We start from the raw sequence: 18,749 nt of genomic DNA, 5'->3' as shown, positions 1-18,749 counted from the left end.
GTATGGAAACAAAAAACCCTGCGTAATTGCTCACACAGGGTAAAAAAAAGTCTTTTTACTAAAGCTTAGAGTCCAGCTACGTGCTTAGTCAATTGTGACTTAAGGTGGCCAGCTTTGTTTTTGTGGATGATATTTTTCTTAGCCAATTTATCCACCATAGAAACAACCTGAGTTAGAAGCTCTTCACCTGCTTTCTTATCAGTTGTCTCTCTTAGTCTTTTAATGAACGTACGCGTCGTTTTATGCTGATACTTATTTCTCAGTCTTTTCGCTTCGTTGCTTCTGATTCTCTTAAGTGCTGATTTATGGTTTGCCATAACGCTATTCTGTGTTCCAAAAATTTAGGACGGCAAAGATAGGATTTTTCTTTTGAAATGTAAAAGCTTTTCTCAAAGAGAAATCCAGTATCAGATTATTTATTAAATGAGGTTAACAGGGTATAGCCCATTAGGTTTCCTTTTTTGTCATAATTCTCATTACGAACCATTCCAACACCCTTTGTATACCATGAAGCTGCTGATGTCTCAGTGGTTTTGTTCATTCCCATCATGTTCATTTTCATAATGGTGGTTTGGGTTATTTTGAAGCTCTCAAACGAACCGGCAGGGGTATCCAGTGTTTCCTTCTTTTCTACCTTTCTATCGGTGATGGTCATATCCATGGTGATGTTCATGGCTGCTGAGCTCGTCATCTTAATGGTAATGGTTCCTGTTCCATCCGGAAGTGCCTGACCTGCCTGAAGATTATCCGGAATTGTAATAAAGTCTCCCTCTACGCTAACTTCAGCATCTCCGTATTGGTCTAGCATGCCTTCTGGGATAAAATTGTTGAAGTCCATCTTAATGGTATTCCCCTCACAAATAATTGTGTATTCACCATCTGCCATTTCCTCCCCTTTCTTATCGAAGTACACATTTTTAACAACTGCACTTGATCCATCCACTGAAATAACTTTACTCATGCTTTTTCCTTGCTGTTTCCCCTTTTTATCATAGGCAGTTTGTTCAAAACTTACGCCTTCAGTGAAAGGGAAGAATGAATCATCACATTGAGCGAAGGGTGAGAATGTGCAACCGATTAACAAGAGTGTAAATAGCTTTTTCATAACTGTGATTTTAGTGACGGCTCAATTTACATAAATATAAATAGATTTAATAGGACATTTTGAAGTGATGTCAAATAAAAAACCCTGACGTTTCCGCCAGGGTTATCTAAATCTAGAATTACACTTGTTTATAAAATACTTGTCGAATTTTTAAAATTAAAATCAAATATATCTTGATTTTAGATATCTAATTATTCATCTTGCATAAAGAAAAAAGCAGCTCCCCAAAGCTGCCTTTTTTAACTAACAATTACTCGGGAACCCAGAAAGCAAAACATTTTGCTTTCTTTGGGTAAACCCGTTTTCCATTCTTATCGCGAATGAAACGTCGAAACACCAGCTTATAGCCGGGGCGATGGTTTATATACTTCTTAAGCATACGCGTAAGATTTAATAGTATTTGATATAGGTTACTATGTTTACCCCATCTCAACCAAGAGATGTAATGGTTATTGGGGGTTCACCATAGTTTTTTCCTCATCGCCAACATTTCAAAAAATATATAAAAAAGCCCTCCTTTGAGGGCTTAGTTATTAAACCTTAAGAGCCGCACATCTCGCAATCGTCCGGATTGTCTAGTGAGCATTGCATTGCTGCCTGCTGATCAATCTGTGCTTGCGTCTGAGCGTCCGCTTGCTGAGCGGCTACTACTTCCTTTGGCTGCTCTTGCTTTTCTTTCGATACGGTAAACTTGATTGCGTCAGTTGCCGCTTTCGTTCTCAAGTAATACATACCTGTCTTCAATCCTTTCTTCCAGGCGTAGAAGTGCATGGAGGTCATCTTGCCGAAGTTCGCATCCTGTAAGTGGATGTTCAGGCTCTGGCTCTGACAGATGTATGCACCTCTGTCAGCAGACATATCGATGATTGCTTTTTGAGAGATCTCCCAAACAGTCTTATACCTTTCTTTGATGTCCTCCGGAATTTCAGGAATATTCTGAATCGATCCGTTCTCTGCTTTGATTCGGTTCATCATTCGCTCATCCCAAAGGCCAAGATCAATTAGCTCCTTCATAAGGTGCTTGTTTGCAACGATGAATTCACCTGAAAGTACTCTTCTCAAGTATAGGTTCGAAGTATAAGGCTCGAAGCATTCGTTATTTCCAAGGATTTGAGAAGTAGATGCTGTAGGCATAGGTGCCAGAAGCAATGAGTTTCTCACCCCGTGCTTCTTCACTTTTTGCTTAAGATCTGTCCAATCCCATCTTCCGGAATCAGGTGTTACACCCCACATATCAAACTGGAATACACCTTTCGATACAGGAGAACCTTTAAATGTCTCATAAGGACCTTCTTCCTGGGCGATTTCCATGGAAGTCTCCATAGCTGCATAGTAGATGGTCTCGAAAATCTCTTTGTTTAGCTTTTTAGCTTCCTCAGATTCAAACGCCATCTTAAGAAGCAGGAACGTATCAGCTAACCCCTGAACACCAATACCGATTGGTCGGTGCTTCATGTTTGAATTTCTAGCTTCCGGAACAGGGTAGTAGTTCACATCGATCACCTTATTCAGGTTTCGAGTAACCACTTTGGTTATTTCATACAGCTTCTGATGATCGAACTTCCCATCGATCACAAATCTGGAAAGTGCGATAGAGGCCAGGTTACATACAGCTACCTCGTCCTTAGAAGTGTACTCCATGATTTCAGTACATAGATTACTGGATCGGATGGTACCTAGATTTTTCTGGTTTGATTTTTTATTGGCTGCATCCTTATATAACATATATGGAGTACCAGTCTCGATCTGGGCTTCAAGTATTTCAAACCAAAGATCCTGAGCTTTGATGGTCTTTCTTCCTTTTCCTTCACGCTCATACTTTTCATACAGGGCTTTAAACTCGTCACCGTATGCTTCAAACAACCCAGGGCACTCGTCTGGAGACATGATTGTCCAATCACCATTATTCTCTACTCGCTCCATGAATAAATCCGGAATCCATAGGGCATAGAACAAATCCCTGGCTCTCATCTCTTCTTTACCATGGTTCTTTCTTAGATCAAGGAAATCGAAGATATCAGCATGCCATGGCTCCAGGTAGATTGCAAAGCTTCCTTTTCTCTTTCCTCCGCCCTGATCAACGTATCGAGCGGTCATATCAAAGTTTCGAAGCATAGGCACGATTCCGTTGGAAGTACCATTGGTTCCTTTGATGTATGCACCAGTTGCTCTCACATTGTGAATGCTTAGACCGATACCTCCTGCAGATTGCGAGATCTTCGCACATTGCTTCAAGGTATCATAGATACCATCGATGCTGTCATCCTGCATGGATAGTAAGAAGCATGACGATAGCTGAGGTTTTGGTGTACCTGCATTGAAAAGGGTAGGAGTTGCGTGCGTAAACCATTTTTCTGACATCAGGTCGTAGGTTTTGATCGCAGACTCAATGTCCTCACCATGGATACCAACAGAAACTCTCATAAGCATGTGCTGTGGTCTTTCCACAATCTTGCCATCAAGTTTCATTAGGTATGAACGTTCTAATGTTTTGTAACCAAAATAGTCGTAGTTGTAATCCCTATCGTAATCGATCGCATCATCAAGCCTTTTGGCATTCTTACGGATGATACCGTAAACTTCTTTTGAAAGAAGCGCAGCATTTTCCTCCGTTTTTGGATTGATGTACTCATACATTCTCTTCATGGTATTAGAGAATGAGGTCTCGGTCACCTTGTGCAGGTTAGAGATTGAAATTCTTGCTGCCAGCTTAGCAAAGTCCGGGTGACGTGTCGTCATTGTTGCAGCAGTCTCAGCCGCAAGGTTGTCCAGTTCGACAGTGGACACACCATCATACAATCCATCAATTACCTTCTTGGCAATTTCAACAGGCTTTACATAGTCTGCATTTAAACCATAACACAGCTTCTCAATTCGAGCTGTGATTTTGTCAAACTTTACGGATTCTCTTCTTCCGTCTCTTTTTACAACTAACATAGGCTATCGTGATAAGGTGATTACAAATAATTTAAAAGTCTTCATCGAGGGAGAATTTATCTTTTCCACTATCTCCATTGTCCATAACTCCGGCTTTTTGGTACTCGCCCACTCTTTTTTCAAAGAAGTTTGTTTTTCCCTGAAGGGAGATCATCTCCATGAAATCAAATGGGTTGGTGGAGTTATATACTTTGTCGCATCCGAGCTCATCCAACAAACGATCAGCAACAAACTCGATATACTGACACATTAGATCTGAGTTCATTCCAATTAGCTTTACCGGAAGTGCATCGGTTACAAATTCCTTTTCTATTTCTACCGCATCCTTAATGATTTCCTGTACCGTTTCTTTTGGAAGCTGGTTTTTTACGTGGTTGTTATATAGCAGGCAGGCAAAGTCACAGTGAAGTCCTTCATCTCTTGAAATGAGTTCATTGGAAAATGATAATCCAGGCATCAAGCCTCTTTTCTTTAACCAGAAAATACTGCAAAAACTACCTGAAAAGAAAATGCCTTCCACTGCTGCAAAAGCAACCAAACGTTCTGCAAATGATCCCTCATCGATCCATCTCAGTGCCCAGTCGGCTTTTTTCTTCACACAGTCCATTGTCTCAATGGCGTGGAAGAGGTAGTCTTTTTCTTTAGGGTCTTTTACGTAAGTATCTATTAATAATGAGTAAGTCTCTGAGTGGATGTTCTCCACGGCAATCTGAAAACCATAAAAGAATTTCGCTTCTGTATACTGAACTTCTGCGACAAAGTTTTCTGCAAGGTTTTCATTTACAATACCATCACTGGCAGCAAAGAATGCAAGTACATGTTTGATGAAGTGCTTTTCATCGTCAGTCATGGTGTTTTGCCAATCCTTGAGATCCTGGCTCAGGTCTATTTCTTCTGCTGTCCAGAAGCTGGCTTCTGCTTTCTTATAAAACTCCCAGATGTCATTGTGCTGGATTGGGAAAAGAACAAAACGATCTTTGTTCTCTTTGAGGATGGGTTCTTCTACATGTGCTGCTGTGTCGCTCATAATTTTCTGTTTTTCAAACAGTTTTAGTCTATTTCACAAAACAATAAAATCCCCCTTGGGCGCATCTTTTTTGATGTGCCTTTTAAAAACTTTTTAAGTCTCGGGATACAGCCCTAAGAGTGGTTTATTTTTTCTCGCGGCTTGTCTACAAATGTGTTAAAAACGACGCGAAATTCCAAGCAGTTATTACGGGTGCGGAAGGTGTGATTTGGATATTAAAAATATATTATAACGAGTTGTATTTTAGTGATTTAGAAGGCAATTTTGTAATTGCTACTTTGAGGAAAACACGCAGAAATGGGGGTAAAAAAAAGTGAAAAAAAAATTAAAAATATTTTTATAGCATTTTATCCACACTGCATGTTTGGATATTCATATTAGAATAGTATCTTTGCAATCCTTTTTTCAAAAGAAGACAAAATGTACGCGATAGTAGACATTGCTGGGAAGCAGTATAAAGCAGAGAAAGACAAATTCCTTTACGCTCCATTAATGGAAGGCAAGGAAGGTGCGAAAGTAGACTTTGATAAGGTACTACTTGTAGATAACGATGGTAAAGTAAAAGTGGGAGCGCCTACTGTGAAAGGAGCCAAAGTTTCTGCAAAGATTCTTGAGCATGTGAAAGACGACAAAGTGATCGTGTTCAAAAAGAAAAGAAGAAAAGGTTACCGAGTGAAGAATGGTCACCGTCAACAGTTTTCAAAAATTTTGATCGAAGACATTAAAGGATAAAATCTCATGGCACATAAGAAAGGTGTAGGTAGTTCGAAAAACGGAAGAGAGTCAGAAAGTAAACGACTCGGTGTAAAAATCTTCGGTGGACAGCAAGCTGTAGCTGGAAACATCCTTGTTCGCCAGAGAGGTACTAAGCACCACCCAGGTCAAAACGTAGGTCTTGGAAAAGATCATACACTTTTTGCACTGGCTGATGGTGTGGTAAAATTCCACAAAGGGAAAAAAGACAGATCCTACGTGAGCGTAGAGCCCTCTACTAAGTAAATTCCAGATTTAATAAGATTTTAATTCACTCACTTTATGGTGAGGTAAAAGATATTGCGTTTAAGCGATTTTAGGTTAGGTTAGTTAGAGTATTAAAAAAGGGGTTCCATTTTGGAACCCCTTACTCTTTTTAGGCCTTTTAAGCTTTTGCTTTATTCTTCTTTGGTCTTCCCGGAAGAACAGTTTCTGGTTTGAAACCATTCTTATATCTCTTCTTTCGGGTCTTCCACACTTTGTAGTTGTTTTTGTTGCCCACTTCAAATTGCCATTTCATGTGCTCAGATGGAGTCATCCATTCCAGGTTTTCGAAGTAGTTATTTCTAGGATTATTATCCTTGTGAATGATCATCGTTTTTTCAGTATCATTCTTTTTCACAAATACCTTAGCGGTTTCTTTGTGCGGATACACGGTTCTTCGCTTGCCGTCATCGTCAATTAAATCCAGAAAGTAGCACTTACATATTTTGTTCCACCTTTGACGCATGAGTTTTCCACGTAACTTCATATGTGTCTTGCTTCCCTTGTGCCAAACTTTCCTTGTTTTACTCTTGATTTTTCCTCTGTTGGAGATTTCATAATTGGAGAAACCATCGATGGCTCCCCATACCTCCTCTTTTTTTTGATCTGCCATTTAGCTCGCTTTTTTTGGTTTGTTAAAACAAGCCGATTCTTTAATGAATACCAAATGTAATTAAAATCACTTTATCAAATGATAATGTTGAAGCGTTATTTCTCGTATTTCTTAGGGGCATACAAAAAACCGAAAGCCTCAGCTCCTTCTTTCGTATGTTTTTCATGGTGTACATAGTGTGCACGCATGATTCGCTTCATGTATTTACTTTTTGCTTTGAATGGAATCTTTATTCTTCTGTGAACAATAATGTCATGAAAAACGAAGTAAAAAACTCCATAACAAAGGATTCCTATACCAACATATAGGAGCCACCAAAACTCAGCGTAGTTGGCATAACCAAAATAGATAGTGAGGATAGATGGAATACTAAATACTAATGCGAACAGGTCATTCATCTCCAGTGCATGGTTATGAACCTTATGATGAGATCTGTGCCAGCTCCATAAAATTCCATGCATGATATATTTATGTGTAAACCATGCCACTCCTTCCATAAAGAGGAAAGTTCCAACCACGATCAAAATATTTATTACTACTTGCATTAACTCTTTGATTTACACCTTTATAACCCCTGCAAAGGTAGTCTTGTTCATTCTGAAATGAAGTTTAGTTTGTGCATAAAGTAGCACTTTAACAGCAATATCACTTTTTTGAAGTTTGGAACCCGTATTCTTTCAGACTTGATTCGCTCTGGTGATAGGCGGGTGATTTTTTTGAATAACACCGTGTAATAGATGTATGCCAGGTAAACACCAGCTCGCACTCCCTTTGGTAATTTTTTTATCCCCACCAGCGCATTTGTAAATTCCTCCCTGATATCTGATTCAATTTGTTGTTTTTCTTCCGTAGTAAATTGATTGAAATCAACACCGGGAAAGTATACTCGTCCCCGCTCATCATAATCGCTCTTAATGTCCCTTAGGAAATTGACTTTTTGGAATGCTGATCCTAAGTGCTTTGCCGGACTCAATAACTCTTCATATTTTTTTTGATCTCCCTCACAGAATACTTTGAGACACATGAGACCAACTACTTCGGCGCTTCCATAGATGTATTTTTTATACTCAGGATCATCGTAATCTTTCTTACTCAAATCCATCTCCATGCTAACTAAAAAAGCCTCAATGAGATCCCGGTCAATTTTGTATTCATTAACTACTTGCTGAAAACTATGCAATACGGGGTTCAGACTAATGCCTTCATCGATAGCCTGGTAAGTATCTTTTTTGAATCGTCTGAGGAGTTCACCTTTGTCATGATCATGAAAGGTGTCTACTATTTCATCTGCATATCTTACAAATCCATAAATCGCATAGATAGGGGCATGGTATTTTTTGTTTAATGTACGAATGCCCAAAGAAAATGAGGTGCTGTATGTTTTGGTGATCAGCTTACTGCAATCAAAGGCTGTTTGTGAATATAGGTGCTCCATTAGTCTTTAAAAATAGGAAAATCTTTGGCGATTTCTTTTGCTACTACTTCTCCTGAGATCAGGGATGGAGGTACTCCTGGACCAGGAACGGTTAACTGTCCAGTGTAATAAAGGTTTTTTAGTTTCTTATTCTTTAGAGATGGCTTTAGAATGGCTGTTTGCAAAAGTGTGTTCGCCAGGCCGTAGGCATTGCCTTTGAATGAATGGTAGTCTTCCAAAAATTCCCTATGTGCATAACTCCTTTTGGTTAAGATGTGATTTCTAATATCCTCTCCAGTAAACGCTTCGAGTTTATCCATGATTACGTCAAAATATTTCTCGCGTATCTCCTCTGTATCCTCGATATCCGGGGCAACTGGGATCAATACGACAAGGTTTTCTTTTCCCTTCGGCGCTACGGTTTCATCCGTCTTTGATGTGGCTGAAACGTATAAAAGAGGCTTACTTGGCCAGCGTGGATTATCATAAATCTCACTTGCGTGTTGTTTAAAGTCTTCATCAAAAAATAGCGTGTGATGTTCCAGGTTAGGGAGCCTTTTATCTACTCCGATATAGAATAGGAGCGAGGATGGCGCAAGCACTCTCGAGTCCCAATATTTTTTGCTGTAGTTCTGAAAAGACTCGGGAAGAAGCTTTTGGTCTACGTGATGGTAATCAGCTCCTGCGACCACCATATCACATTCATATTGATCGTCGGAGGTGTTGACCGAAACAACTTTATTACCGCTAAAAGAAAAATCATTCACTTCCTCGCCAAGCTTAATGTCCACTCCGAGCTCTTCTGCAAGGGTCACCATTCCATTTACTACCGACTTCATACCTCCTTTTGGATACCAGGTGCCAAGCGATAGATCAGCATAATTCATAAGGCTATATAGCGCAGGAGTATTATCTGCAGTGGCACCAAGAAAGAGAATCGGAAATTCCATGAGCTGGATGAGTCGTTCATCTTTAAAGTGCTTTCTGACATGTTTGGCAATGGACGTAAACACATCCATTTTTAATAGGCCAAGGAGCAATTTTATGTCTATGAATTCGAGAAGGGATCTGCTGGGTTTGTAGACCAATTTCTTTACACCAACATCATATTTATACTTTGCCTGACTTAAAAACGACTGAAGCTTTTTGCTGCTGCCCGGCTCTATCTCTTCAAATAGCTCCTCGAGCTGAGACATGCTTGCCGGGATATCAATGGTGTCATTTTTAAACTTGATTCGATAGGAGGGATCAAGTCGATCAAGCTGGTAATAGTCAGATACCTGCTTATCGAAAGTGTTAAAGAATTTTTCAAATACATCTGGCATCCAGTACCATGAAGGGCCCATGTCCCAGGTGAATCCCTGATCAGAATAGCTCCTGGCTCGCCCGCCCGGCTGGTTGTTTTTTTCAAGAAGAGTCACTTTGTACCCCAGTTTTGCCAAATGGCAGGAACAAGAAAGGCCGGAAAATCCGGCCCCTATCACTACAACTCTACTATGGAAATTTTTAGTTGGCATATATTTTTAATCCTTTCTTGAGCTCTTTTCTTGCTATGTGGATTCTATTTTTTACAGTTCCAATAGGAATATCAAGCTTCTCTGCAATTTCATGATACTTGAAACCTCTAAAATACATTGTAAATGGTATCTTATACATGTCTTTTAAAGCTTCTATTGCTGAATTGATATCATTCATCACAAAGTTTGCTTTGGCTCCATTCTCAATAACAGTGCTGGAGGAATTTATGAAATGATTGTTTTCAGTAGTATCAATGAAAGTATTTCTTCTCACCATTCGTTGATAGTTGGTGATGAAAGTATTTCTCATGATGGTATACATCCAAGCTTTTAGATTCGTACCATCTTGAAACTTGTCTCTATTATTATAAGCCTTGAATACGGTTTCTTGTAGAAGATCATTGGCATCTTCTCCATCCTTGGTCAACTTCAAAGCGTATGGTTTGAGTGAACTGGTTAGGTTCTCAATTTTATAACCGAATTCTAAAGCTGTCATTTTGTTTAACTTTTAGTTCGAATAGTTAAACGAAGGTATATAAATAATGTTTAACAAAAAAATAAAAATGTTAAACAAAAATCAAATATCCGCTCTAGAGTGCCAATAAGGACGATTCTTAGAATCGTTAAAAAGGATTATAGTCCTTCGTTCAAGAATCCAAAAAAGGAGCACTTTGGATTTTCATTCTTGCACAAAAGCTTTCTTTTCTTGCATTTTCTTCTTTGTAAGAAGATTTTTTGTGGCATAGGGGGGTAAGCACTTTATTGGTATAATGTGCTTGCTTGCTAGATATTGTGATTTTAAGATTGGCTTACAGCCACTTCTTCAGTGATTTTGCTAAGATCTTCGAATCGGTTAAGAATGGATGCATTATCAGGTATAGAAATATCCTGTCCTATGATTCTTCCGCCTGTGATGCAGATTTTACAATCTTTAAACTTTTTACCTAGTCTATCTACATATTTCTGAACTTCTGATGGGTCAGGGGCTGTAGTCATAGCTGTCATTATGCATTCCGGATGCAATTTATGGTAAACCTCTTCCAGTGCATCCAATGGTACCGTTTGTCCAAAAAATATGGTTCTAATACCTCTGGAACGAAGAATGTAGTTAGCAAAAAGTAGCCCTAATTCATGTAGTTCTCCCTCGGGTAAAAATAGAAAATACAGAGGGCCATCGGCATTCACGCTGGTTTGATCTGTGGCAGCAATGATCTTTTGTCGCACCAGGTGAGTAATAAAATGTTCTTGTGCAGGATTGATTGCATTTGTCAGCCAGAGGATACCAATTTTTCTCATGAACGGATAGATCACCTCCATCATAGCTCGTTCAAATCCATGGTGGTCTATGTTTCTATTCAAAACATTACTAAACCTGGTTTCGTCCAGATCTACCATTGCAAGTGTTAATGCACCAATCTGATCCTCATCTGATTTATTGTCCTGGCTAACCTTTTGAACCTCGCGCTGCATGAGATCTGCCGGCATTTCTACAATCTTGCTGATTTTCATGCCATTATTCTTGAGCGTAGCAATGTTAAGGATAAGCTTAACGTCCTCGTCATTGTAATAGCGAATGTTTGTAGCTGTTCTTTCCGGTGAAAATAGATTATACCGCTGCTCCCATATCCGAATGGTATGTGCTTTAATACCTGATAAATGTTCCAGGTCTTTTATAGAATATACGCTCATGCCCATGATAACCGACAGTCACTTAAAATGTTTTGAAACCTAAGGAAGTTTGTTTTGCGTATCCTTTAATTTGCCAAACCTAATAAAAGCACGCATGATTTTATACAATGTTACCGTCAATATAGATTCTGATGTAGAAGATGACTGGGTCGAATGGATGAAAACAACCCATATTCCAGAGGTCATGGATACTGGGTTTTTTGAGGAATACCGAATGATGCGGATGCTATCGGAGGGTCAAGATGATACCGGAGCTACTTATGCTATTCAGTATATGGCAGAAACATTGGGACATCTGGAAACCTATCTGAACACTGTGGCGCCAAAAATTCAGAAAAAATCGATTATTCGGTATGGAACGAAAATGGCCGCTTTCAGAACTGTGCTGGAGGAAGTTTAAAAATCAATATTGCAATTGATCCAATCATCTTCAAACCGGGTATTGTATTTTTTGTAAAAGTTGATTGCCGGTTCATTCCAATCCAACACCTGCCACATCATACCGGAACAGTTTGTTTCTCTGGCGATACTGAGGGTTGCCTCAAAAAGTAATTTTCCGGCACCTTCACCCCTCTTAGGTTCGGTCACGACCAAATCCTCCAGGTAGAGGCGTTTGCCTTTCCAGGTGCTGTAGCGGTAGTAATAGATAGAGGTACCAATGATTTCATTGTTGTCTTCTGCCACAAGAAATCCGAATACGGGATGATCACCATACCCATCCTTTTCCATTCTATCTACGGTGTTTTCTACCTGATCTAACGCTTTTTCATATTCAGCCAGCTCTTTTATCAGTTCAAGAATTTTAGGTAAATCTGCTTTTTGTCCTTTTCTGATTTCAATCATAGTACTAAAATAAAGAAGCCCTTCCATGAATAGGAAGGGCTCGATTGGGTTAAAACAGTTTTACATTTTCTTTTTAGCTATTTCCGGAATGACCCCCATGTTGTACCAGGCGTAAGAATACATGTCACTATAGAGCTCAATGCGTTTTTCGGTTGACATCCCCGCTCCATGCCCTGCTTTTGTTTCAATTCTGATTAAAAGAGGATTAGGATTGTCCGGGTTTTTCTCTTGAAGTGTCGCAGCATATTTAAACGAGTGAGCAGGAACCACACGATCATCATGATCTGCGGTGGTTACCATGACAGCTGGATATGTTGCATCAGGATCAATATTGTGGACAGGAGAGTATGAATAAAGGTATTTAAACATCTCCTCTGAATCTTCAGATGTGCCATAATCTGCAGACCAAGCTCTACCAATTGTAAAATGTTGGTATCTAAGCATATCCATTACACCTACCATTGGGAATGCAACTTTTGCAAGATCAGGACGCATATTGATTGTAGCACCTACCAGAAGCCCTCCGTTAGATCCGCCCTGAAGTGCCAGATACTCTGAAGAGGTGTATCCCTCGTTGATCAGGTATTCACCTGCAGCAATGAAATCTTCAAATACATTGATTTTTTGGAGTTTGGTTCCAGCTTTATGCCACTCTTCGCCATATTCTCCACCACCTCTAATATTAGGCATTGCAAATACACCGCCATTCTCTAGCCAAACTAATCTTGAAGTGCTGAATGATGGCTTAAGGCTGATATTGAAGCCGCCATATGAATAAAGCCAAGTAGGATTTTTTCCGTTTAGCTCAATTCCTTTTTTATGAACAATAAACATAGGTACCTCAGTACCATCTTTACTGGTGTAGAAGATTTGTTTTGTTTCATAATCATCAGGATTGAAATCCAAATTCGGTCTGTTGTGTAATACAGATTCCCCTGAGGCAATAGTGTATCGATATACTGAATATGGAGTAGTGAATGATGTGAATGTATAAAATAGTTCATCGTCCCCCTGAGCACCACCAAATCCACTTACTGTTCCAATGCCAGGTAGTTCCACATCCCTGATTAGATTGCCTTTATAGTCATACTGCTTGATGGCGGTTTTAGCATCAATGAGATAGGAAGCAAAAATATTCATGCCTGCGGTGCTTGCATTCATTACATTTTCCGTTTCCGGGATCATATCTTCCCAATTATCAGGAGTAGGATTTTGATAGTTAACACGGACGATACGATTGTTCGGAGCATCCAGGTTGGTATGAATGATTAGGTCGTCTCCATCATTATCTACGATGTAATGATCATTGTCAAAGCCTGTGACGATAGGAATGAAATCACTATCAGAATCCGAAAGGTCTTTAACATATAGCTCATTTCCACTGGTGCCCACATAGGAATAGATAAAAAGGAATCGTTGGTCTTCACTTACACTTGCTCCAAACCTGTTTTCAGCATTATCCGGATTGGAGTAGATCAGACGATCTTCAGATTGATCAGTTCCTATCTTGTGGTAATAAATCTTTCCGTATTGATTAGTAGCGGAAAGTTCATCCCCTTCTTTTGGTTCGTCAAATCGCTGATAATAAAACCCATCCTTGTACCAGCTCATTCCTGAAAATTTGATCCACTTGATTTCATCATCAAGAAGTTCCTTTGTTTCAGTATTCATGATATAAGCTGTACGCCAGTCTGAGCCACCAACCGAGATATTGTATGCCGTGTATTTGTAATCATTAGAGAAGCTCAGACCTCCAAGTGCGGTGGTTCCATCCTCTGAGAAGGTATTAGGGTCCAGAAATACTTCAGGCTCATCATCAAAATCCTTCACCCTGAATAGTACAGATTGATTTTGAAGCCCGTCATTTTTATAGAAATAGTAGTAATCACCACGTTTGAAAGGTGCACTCACTTTTTCATAGTCTTCTAATTCCGTCAATCGAGCTTTTACTTCTTCTCTGAAGTCAATGTTGGTTAGGTAAGAGTCAGTCACCTTGTTTTGCGCCTTCACCCACTCTGCGGTTTCATCAGATGTATCATCCTCTAACCAGCGGTACGGGTCGGGAATTTCCGTACCAAAGTAGATATCTGTTGTATCTATCTTTTTGGTTTCAGGGTAGTCAAGGTTTGCTGCTTGTTTTTCCTGAGGTTGGCATGCCCAGAGAATAATAATTGCCAACAGGTAAGTTAATTTCTTCATAGCCTTCAATTTATTAGGCTTTGAAATTAACAATCAATTGATCAACCCGCGAATAACTTTACATCAGAGGTAGTTAACTTTTTCTAATCTCATTAAATCCAAGGTATGGATGCAGTACTTCCGGCATCTTGATGTGATCTCCAGCCTGGTTGTTTTCCAAAACTGCAGCAATTATTCGTGGGAGGGCTAAAGCACTACCGTTGAGTGTATGAGCCAGCTCTTTCCTGCCTTCACTATTCTTAATTCGAAGCTTCAATCGGTTTGCCTGGAAAGTTTCGAAGTTTGAAACTGAACTTACCTCCAGCCACTTCTCCTGTGCCCCAGAGTACACCTCAAAATCATAAGTAAGTACAGAAGTGAATCCAAGATCGCCTGCACACAGTCTTAATATTCGATACGGAAGACCAAGGGATTTGATGATTTCTTCTACATGAGCTACCATCTGATCCAAAACCTCATACGACTTGGACGGCTCCACTATCTGCACGATTTCCACTTTGTCAAACTGGTGTAGTCGGTTTAAACCTCGAACATGTGAACCCCATGACCCAGCCTCTCTCCGGAAACAGGGTGTGTGTCCGGCATGCTTGATCGGAAGTTGGTCCGCTTTAAGTATTACATCCCTATACATATTCGTTATTGGCACTTCTGCTGTAGGGATCAGGTACTGGTCATTTGCTTCCATGTGGTACATCTGACCTTCTTTATCTGGCAGTTGACCTGTTCCAAGTCCGGATGCTTCATTAATGACTACCGGAGGTAGCACTTCTTCATATCCAGCCTCCATTGCTTTGTCAAGGAAATAATTGATCATCCCCCTAACCAGGCGTGCTCCCTGTTTTTTATAAAAAGGAAAACCTGCTCCGGTTACCTTATTGCCAAGCTCAAAATCTATGATGTCGAACTCTTCGATCAAATCCCAATGTGGTTTTTTTTGATCCCCAAGTATTGGCATATTTTCGTCAGCAAGTTTCACCACTTCATTGTCCTCATCTGTTTTGCCTCGTGGAACAGACTCATGAGGAATGTTTGGGAGGTTGTACAGGTGCTTAATAAGAGACTGCTCAATTCCATTCATTTCTTCACCAAGCTCTTTACTTTTCTGTTTTAGCTCAGTTGTCTTAGCCTTAGCTGCCTCAGCTTCCTCTCGTTTTCCTTGCTGAAATAATTGTCCTATTTCTTTTGCCAGCTTATTTGATTCGTGCAGAACTTCATCAAGCTCTCCCTGAATCTTTTTTCTACTTTCATCCAGACGAAGTACATCTTTAAGGAGTGATTCGGCTCCTTCAATTCCGCGCTTTTCCAGCCCTTTTACACAACGTTCAAAATCTTTCTCTATGATAGAAACTTGCAGCATGGCATCATGAATTTTATTCGACCGCAAAGAAAAATGATTTTGTCTTGAAATAGCACTTGAATGAATAAAAGGTAATTTTTTAGTTGATGTTTGTGATATTGTGGTGGATGGTCTATCATTGCGAAGCAATCCACGAAAAACTCATCCGGGTTTTTCTGCTTTAACTAAAGCTAACTAGCGATTACCACGAATTCTTCGGAATCATTTTACTAACAAATTTTGAAACCCACTTTTATACACAGTTATGTACACACTAGATGATCTTAGTGTCATGTTGCTATCCGAATTGAAGGAGATAGCTGAGAAACTAGGAATTAAGAACTACAAGAAGCTGGCAAAACAGGATCTGATCTACGCGATCCTAGATCAGCAAGCAAGCATGCCAGAAGGCGAAATCAAAAAGATTAAGAGCGAAACATTAGGAGGTGCTTTGGCCGACGAACCAAAAGCTAAAGAGGAGAAAAAGCCTCGAGCTAAAAAGGAAGCACCTAAGAAGGACAAGTCTGACAGTGACAAGAAAGACGACAAGTCGGATAAGAAAGAAAATAAGGACCGCCCTGACCGCAAACGATCCGATGACAAAAAGTCTGATGACAAGGATAAGCGTGAAGGTGATAGTAAGGAAAGGCAGGAAAGAGAAAATCAACGCGCTGAGCGAGAGGAGCGTAGAAAAAAGAAAGAAGCATACAACGAGGAAATCAAAGAATTTGATGGAGTCATTGAGAATGAGGGAGTACTCGAAATCATGCAAGATGGTTACGGTTTCCTTCGATCAAGCGACTATCACTACCTGGCTAGCCCGGATGATATTTATGTTTCTCCGTCACAGATCAAGTTGTTTGGTCTGAAAACAGGAGACACAGTGAAAGGACAGATCAGACCGCCTAAGGATGGTGAAAAATATTTCGCTCTTCTTAAAGTTGAATCTGTGAATGGAAAGACAACTGAGGAGGTAAGAGACCGTGTGGCTTTTGAATATTTAACGCCACTTTTCCCTCAGGAAAAATTAAACCTTAGCACCAAACCGGATAATTATTCTACAAGGATTCTGGATCTTTTCTCTCCGATTGGTAAAGGACAGAGGGGAATGATTGTGGCACAACCTAAAACAGGTAAAACGGTGCTATTGAAAAATGTAGCAAATGCCATCGCAGAAAATCACCCAGAATGTTACCTGATGGTGCTACTCATCGATGAGCGTCCTGAAGAAGTAACGGACATGGCCAGATCGGTAAAAGGAGAGGTGGTTGCCTCTACCTTTGACGAGCAGGCTGATAAACACGTGAAGGTTTCCAACATGGTGCTTGAAAAAGCAAAGCGAATGGTTGAGTGTGGTCACGATGTAGTGATCCTTTTGGATTCAATTACACGATTGGCACGAGCGCACAACACCGTAGTTCCTTCCTCTGGTAAGATTCTTTCTGGTGGTGTAGATGCAAACGCTCTCCACAAGCCAAAACGATTCTTTGGGGCAGCAAGAAATGTAGAGAACGGTGGGTCATTGACCATCATCGCAACTGCATTGATTGAAACGGGCTCTAAAATGGACGAAGTAATCTTTGAAGAATTTAAAGGAACGGGTAACATGGAGCTTCAGTTGGATCGAAAACTTTCCAACAAGCGGGTATATCCTGCCATCGATGTTCCTGCTTCAGGTACACGTCGTGAAGATCTACTGATGGATAAAGAAGAGCTAAGCCGAGTGTGGATTCTGCGTAAGTTCATGGCTGATATGAATAGCAATGAGGCGATGGAATTCTTATTGAGCAAAATGAAAGGAACAGCCAACAACGAGGAGTTTCTTGTCAGTATGAATGGCTAGTTTATCGAATAAAAAATAAATCAAAAGCCAGACTTGGGGGTCTGGCTTTTTTTATGTGCCTATCCAAATAATTACATTCAATCTTTATAAAAGATAATAGGGACTACTATGAAAAAACTATTTGCGCTATCCATTATTGGGTTATCTGTTTTGACAGGCTGTCAAAATGAGGATGAAAAAAATGTGGATTTAAATGCTGAAGAAGCTTCTCAGGTAATCAATGCGTCTGCGGATCAATTATCTAACGATGTGGTATCACTGGTAGAGTCTGAGGGAGTTTCAGCAATGACTGATTTTGCAGAATTGCTTGAGGGATCAGAAGTAATTGGAGGTCGTGTAAGTCAGAAAGCATGGACAAAAGAGCGATTGGACTTGATTATTCAATACTTCGTTAATGGCCCATCAGCGAGAACGAATAATGACCAACCAACAACTTTTGATGACATAAAAGGACTGTATGAGTGGAATCCTGCCATTCAGGAATTTGATGAGGAAGCATCAGAATATTTCATTGTTAAATTTCCTACGGAAGGATCGGAAACAAATAATGCTGAGCTAAAAATCTCTGATCTTCAATTTGTAACAATCACAGAAACGCATGGCGGGTTTGTTGATGAATATGAAGTGCCATCTGTAATCGTTGGCTATTTAAAAGTAGATGATGTTACCTATATCGAGCTGGATTTTAATGTTAACTGGTCTAGTGAAGGGATGCCTGAAGAGGCTGATGTTTCATTGTTCGTTAAGCCTTTCACTTTCACAATTAAATTCGATGACACTTTTGCTACCTCAGCTTCTTTGTTAAGTTCTATCTATATCGATGAAGAGTTGATTATTGGTATCGATCTGGATGTACAGTTCGAAGACAATACCAAAGAAGAACCCGTCTACTTTGAAGGAAGCATTAGTTACAGAACGATGAAAATTGCTGGAAATGTGGATATCAGAGAGATTGAAGAGGAGGGGGATCCGAATGATTATATCAACCTGGCACTGTATAATAATGATTCTAAACTAGGAGATATTGTTTTCGTGCTGGAGGAAGTGGATGGCGGATATGAAGATTATGTTGCCTACGTAGAATACTCAGACGGATCTAAAGAAAATTTAGATGAAATTCTTGAGCCGATTTTGGCTGAAATAGAAGATGTCTTCGAAGGTTTTGAAGAATAATACTATCGAATTGACCCGTCCTAAATAAACGTTACA

The 18,749-nt window shown here is 39.9% G+C and carries 18 protein-coding genes; 5 read left to right on the top strand and 13 right to left on the bottom strand.

Features of this window, described 5'->3' with window-relative positions; all coding sequences use genetic code 11:
- Nucleotides 1-65: 65 nt before the first annotated feature.
- The 4 genes from rpsT to ACP14Y_RS06715 form a co-directional block, all read right to left on the bottom strand.
- Complete coding sequence (gene rpsT, locus ACP14Y_RS06730) at nucleotides 66-317, bottom strand: 30S ribosomal protein S20 (RefSeq protein ID WP_424962192.1); 252 nt, start codon at nucleotides 315-317, stop codon at nucleotides 66-68.
- A 95-nt stretch (nucleotides 318-412) separates the two neighbouring features.
- Complete coding sequence (locus tag ACP14Y_RS06725) at nucleotides 413-1,105, bottom strand: hypothetical protein (RefSeq protein ID WP_424962191.1); 693 nt, start codon at nucleotides 1,103-1,105, stop codon at nucleotides 413-415.
- A gap of 540 nt (nucleotides 1,106-1,645) precedes the next feature.
- Entirely contained in the window at nucleotides 1,646-4,042 is a 2,397-nt protein-coding gene (locus ACP14Y_RS06720; RefSeq protein ID WP_424962190.1) for a ribonucleoside-diphosphate reductase subunit alpha, read from the bottom strand.
- Between the two features lie 31 nt (nucleotides 4,043-4,073).
- Complete coding sequence (locus ACP14Y_RS06715) at nucleotides 4,074-5,069, bottom strand: ribonucleoside-diphosphate reductase small subunit (protein WP_424962189.1); 996 nt, start codon at nucleotides 5,067-5,069, stop codon at nucleotides 4,074-4,076.
- A 420-nt stretch (nucleotides 5,070-5,489) separates the two neighbouring features.
- On the opposite strand from ACP14Y_RS06715, the gene rplU reads away from it, so the two are divergent.
- Together rplU and rpmA are read left to right on the top strand one after the other, a co-directional pair.
- Nucleotides 5,490-5,801: a 50S ribosomal protein L21 gene (gene rplU / locus ACP14Y_RS06710; RefSeq protein ID WP_349563742.1), complete on the top strand. Its 312-nt coding sequence runs from the start codon at nucleotides 5,490-5,492 to the stop codon at nucleotides 5,799-5,801.
- 6 nt (nucleotides 5,802-5,807) lie between these two features.
- Nucleotides 5,808-6,068, top strand: coding sequence for a 50S ribosomal protein L27 (gene rpmA, locus ACP14Y_RS06705; RefSeq protein ID WP_424962188.1), 261 nt, complete (start codon nucleotides 5,808-5,810; stop codon nucleotides 6,066-6,068).
- 139 nt (nucleotides 6,069-6,207) lie between these two features.
- Here the strand turns inward: rpmA and ACP14Y_RS06700 are convergent, their stop codons facing one another.
- The 6 genes from ACP14Y_RS06700 to ACP14Y_RS06675 form a co-directional block, all read right to left on the bottom strand.
- Entirely contained in the window at nucleotides 6,208-6,699 is a 492-nt protein-coding gene (locus ACP14Y_RS06700; protein WP_424962187.1) for an NUMOD4 domain-containing protein, read from the bottom strand.
- 95 nt (nucleotides 6,700-6,794) lie between these two features.
- Nucleotides 6,795-7,244, bottom strand: a complete 450-nt coding sequence (locus ACP14Y_RS06695) for a beta-carotene hydroxylase (RefSeq protein ID WP_424962186.1) — start codon at nucleotides 7,242-7,244, stop codon at nucleotides 6,795-6,797.
- A gap of 47 nt (nucleotides 7,245-7,291) precedes the next feature.
- The gene (locus ACP14Y_RS06690; RefSeq protein WP_424962185.1) at nucleotides 7,292-8,134 is read right to left on the bottom strand and encodes a phytoene/squalene synthase family protein; all 843 of its coding nucleotides are present in this window, start codon (nucleotides 8,132-8,134) and stop codon (nucleotides 7,292-7,294) included.
- Nucleotides 8,134-9,630: a phytoene desaturase family protein gene (locus ACP14Y_RS06685; RefSeq protein WP_424962184.1), complete on the bottom strand. Its 1,497-nt coding sequence runs from the start codon at nucleotides 9,628-9,630 to the stop codon at nucleotides 8,134-8,136. Before ACP14Y_RS06685 ends, ACP14Y_RS06690 begins: the two co-directional genes overlap by 1 nt.
- Nucleotides 9,620-10,126 (bottom strand): RNA polymerase sigma factor, encoded by a 507-nt coding sequence (locus tag ACP14Y_RS06680; protein ID WP_424962183.1) that lies wholly within the window; start codon nucleotides 10,124-10,126, stop codon nucleotides 9,620-9,622. Before ACP14Y_RS06680 ends, ACP14Y_RS06685 begins: the two co-directional genes overlap by 11 nt.
- A gap of 302 nt (nucleotides 10,127-10,428) precedes the next feature.
- Nucleotides 10,429-11,319 (bottom strand): MerR family transcriptional regulator, encoded by an 891-nt coding sequence (locus ACP14Y_RS06675; protein ID WP_424962182.1) that lies wholly within the window; start codon nucleotides 11,317-11,319, stop codon nucleotides 10,429-10,431.
- A gap of 94 nt (nucleotides 11,320-11,413) precedes the next feature.
- Between ACP14Y_RS06675 and ACP14Y_RS06670 the strand changes: the two genes are divergently transcribed.
- Nucleotides 11,414-11,719: a DUF4286 family protein gene (locus ACP14Y_RS06670; RefSeq protein WP_424962181.1), complete on the top strand. Its 306-nt coding sequence runs from the start codon at nucleotides 11,414-11,416 to the stop codon at nucleotides 11,717-11,719.
- On the opposite strand, the gene ACP14Y_RS06665 is transcribed toward ACP14Y_RS06670, so the two are convergent.
- From ACP14Y_RS06665 to serS, 3 genes are all read right to left on the bottom strand, one after another.
- A complete protein-coding gene (locus ACP14Y_RS06665) occupies nucleotides 11,716-12,162 on the bottom strand; it encodes an N-acetyltransferase family protein (protein WP_424962180.1) in 447 nt (148 codons plus the stop codon). The genes ACP14Y_RS06670 and ACP14Y_RS06665 overlap by 4 nt on opposite strands.
- Before the next feature lie 60 nt (nucleotides 12,163-12,222).
- Complete coding sequence (locus tag ACP14Y_RS06660) at nucleotides 12,223-14,361, bottom strand: prolyl oligopeptidase family serine peptidase (protein ID WP_424962179.1); 2,139 nt, start codon at nucleotides 14,359-14,361, stop codon at nucleotides 12,223-12,225.
- A gap of 73 nt (nucleotides 14,362-14,434) precedes the next feature.
- Entirely contained in the window at nucleotides 14,435-15,718 is a 1,284-nt protein-coding gene (gene serS / locus ACP14Y_RS06655; RefSeq protein ID WP_424962178.1) for a serine--tRNA ligase, read from the bottom strand.
- A gap of 244 nt (nucleotides 15,719-15,962) precedes the next feature.
- Here serS and rho point away from each other — a divergent pair, with 244 nt between their 5' ends.
- On the top strand, nucleotides 15,963-17,540 hold the full coding sequence (gene rho / locus ACP14Y_RS06650) for a transcription termination factor Rho (protein ID WP_424962177.1): 1,578 nt from the start codon (nucleotides 15,963-15,965) through the stop codon (nucleotides 17,538-17,540).
- A 108-nt stretch (nucleotides 17,541-17,648) separates the two neighbouring features.
- Nucleotides 17,649-18,713, top strand: coding sequence for a hypothetical protein (locus tag ACP14Y_RS06645; protein ID WP_424962176.1), 1,065 nt, complete (start codon nucleotides 17,649-17,651; stop codon nucleotides 18,711-18,713).
- The last annotated feature ends 36 nt before the right edge of the window (nucleotides 18,714-18,749 follow it).

Origin of the sequence: Ekhidna sp. (assembly GCF_965247405.1) — a bacterium.
GTDB lineage: Bacteria > Bacteroidota > Bacteroidia > Cytophagales > Cyclobacteriaceae > Ekhidna.
The sequence above is the reverse complement of the archived record's forward strand: the minus strand, read 5'-3'. Positions and strand labels throughout refer to the sequence as shown.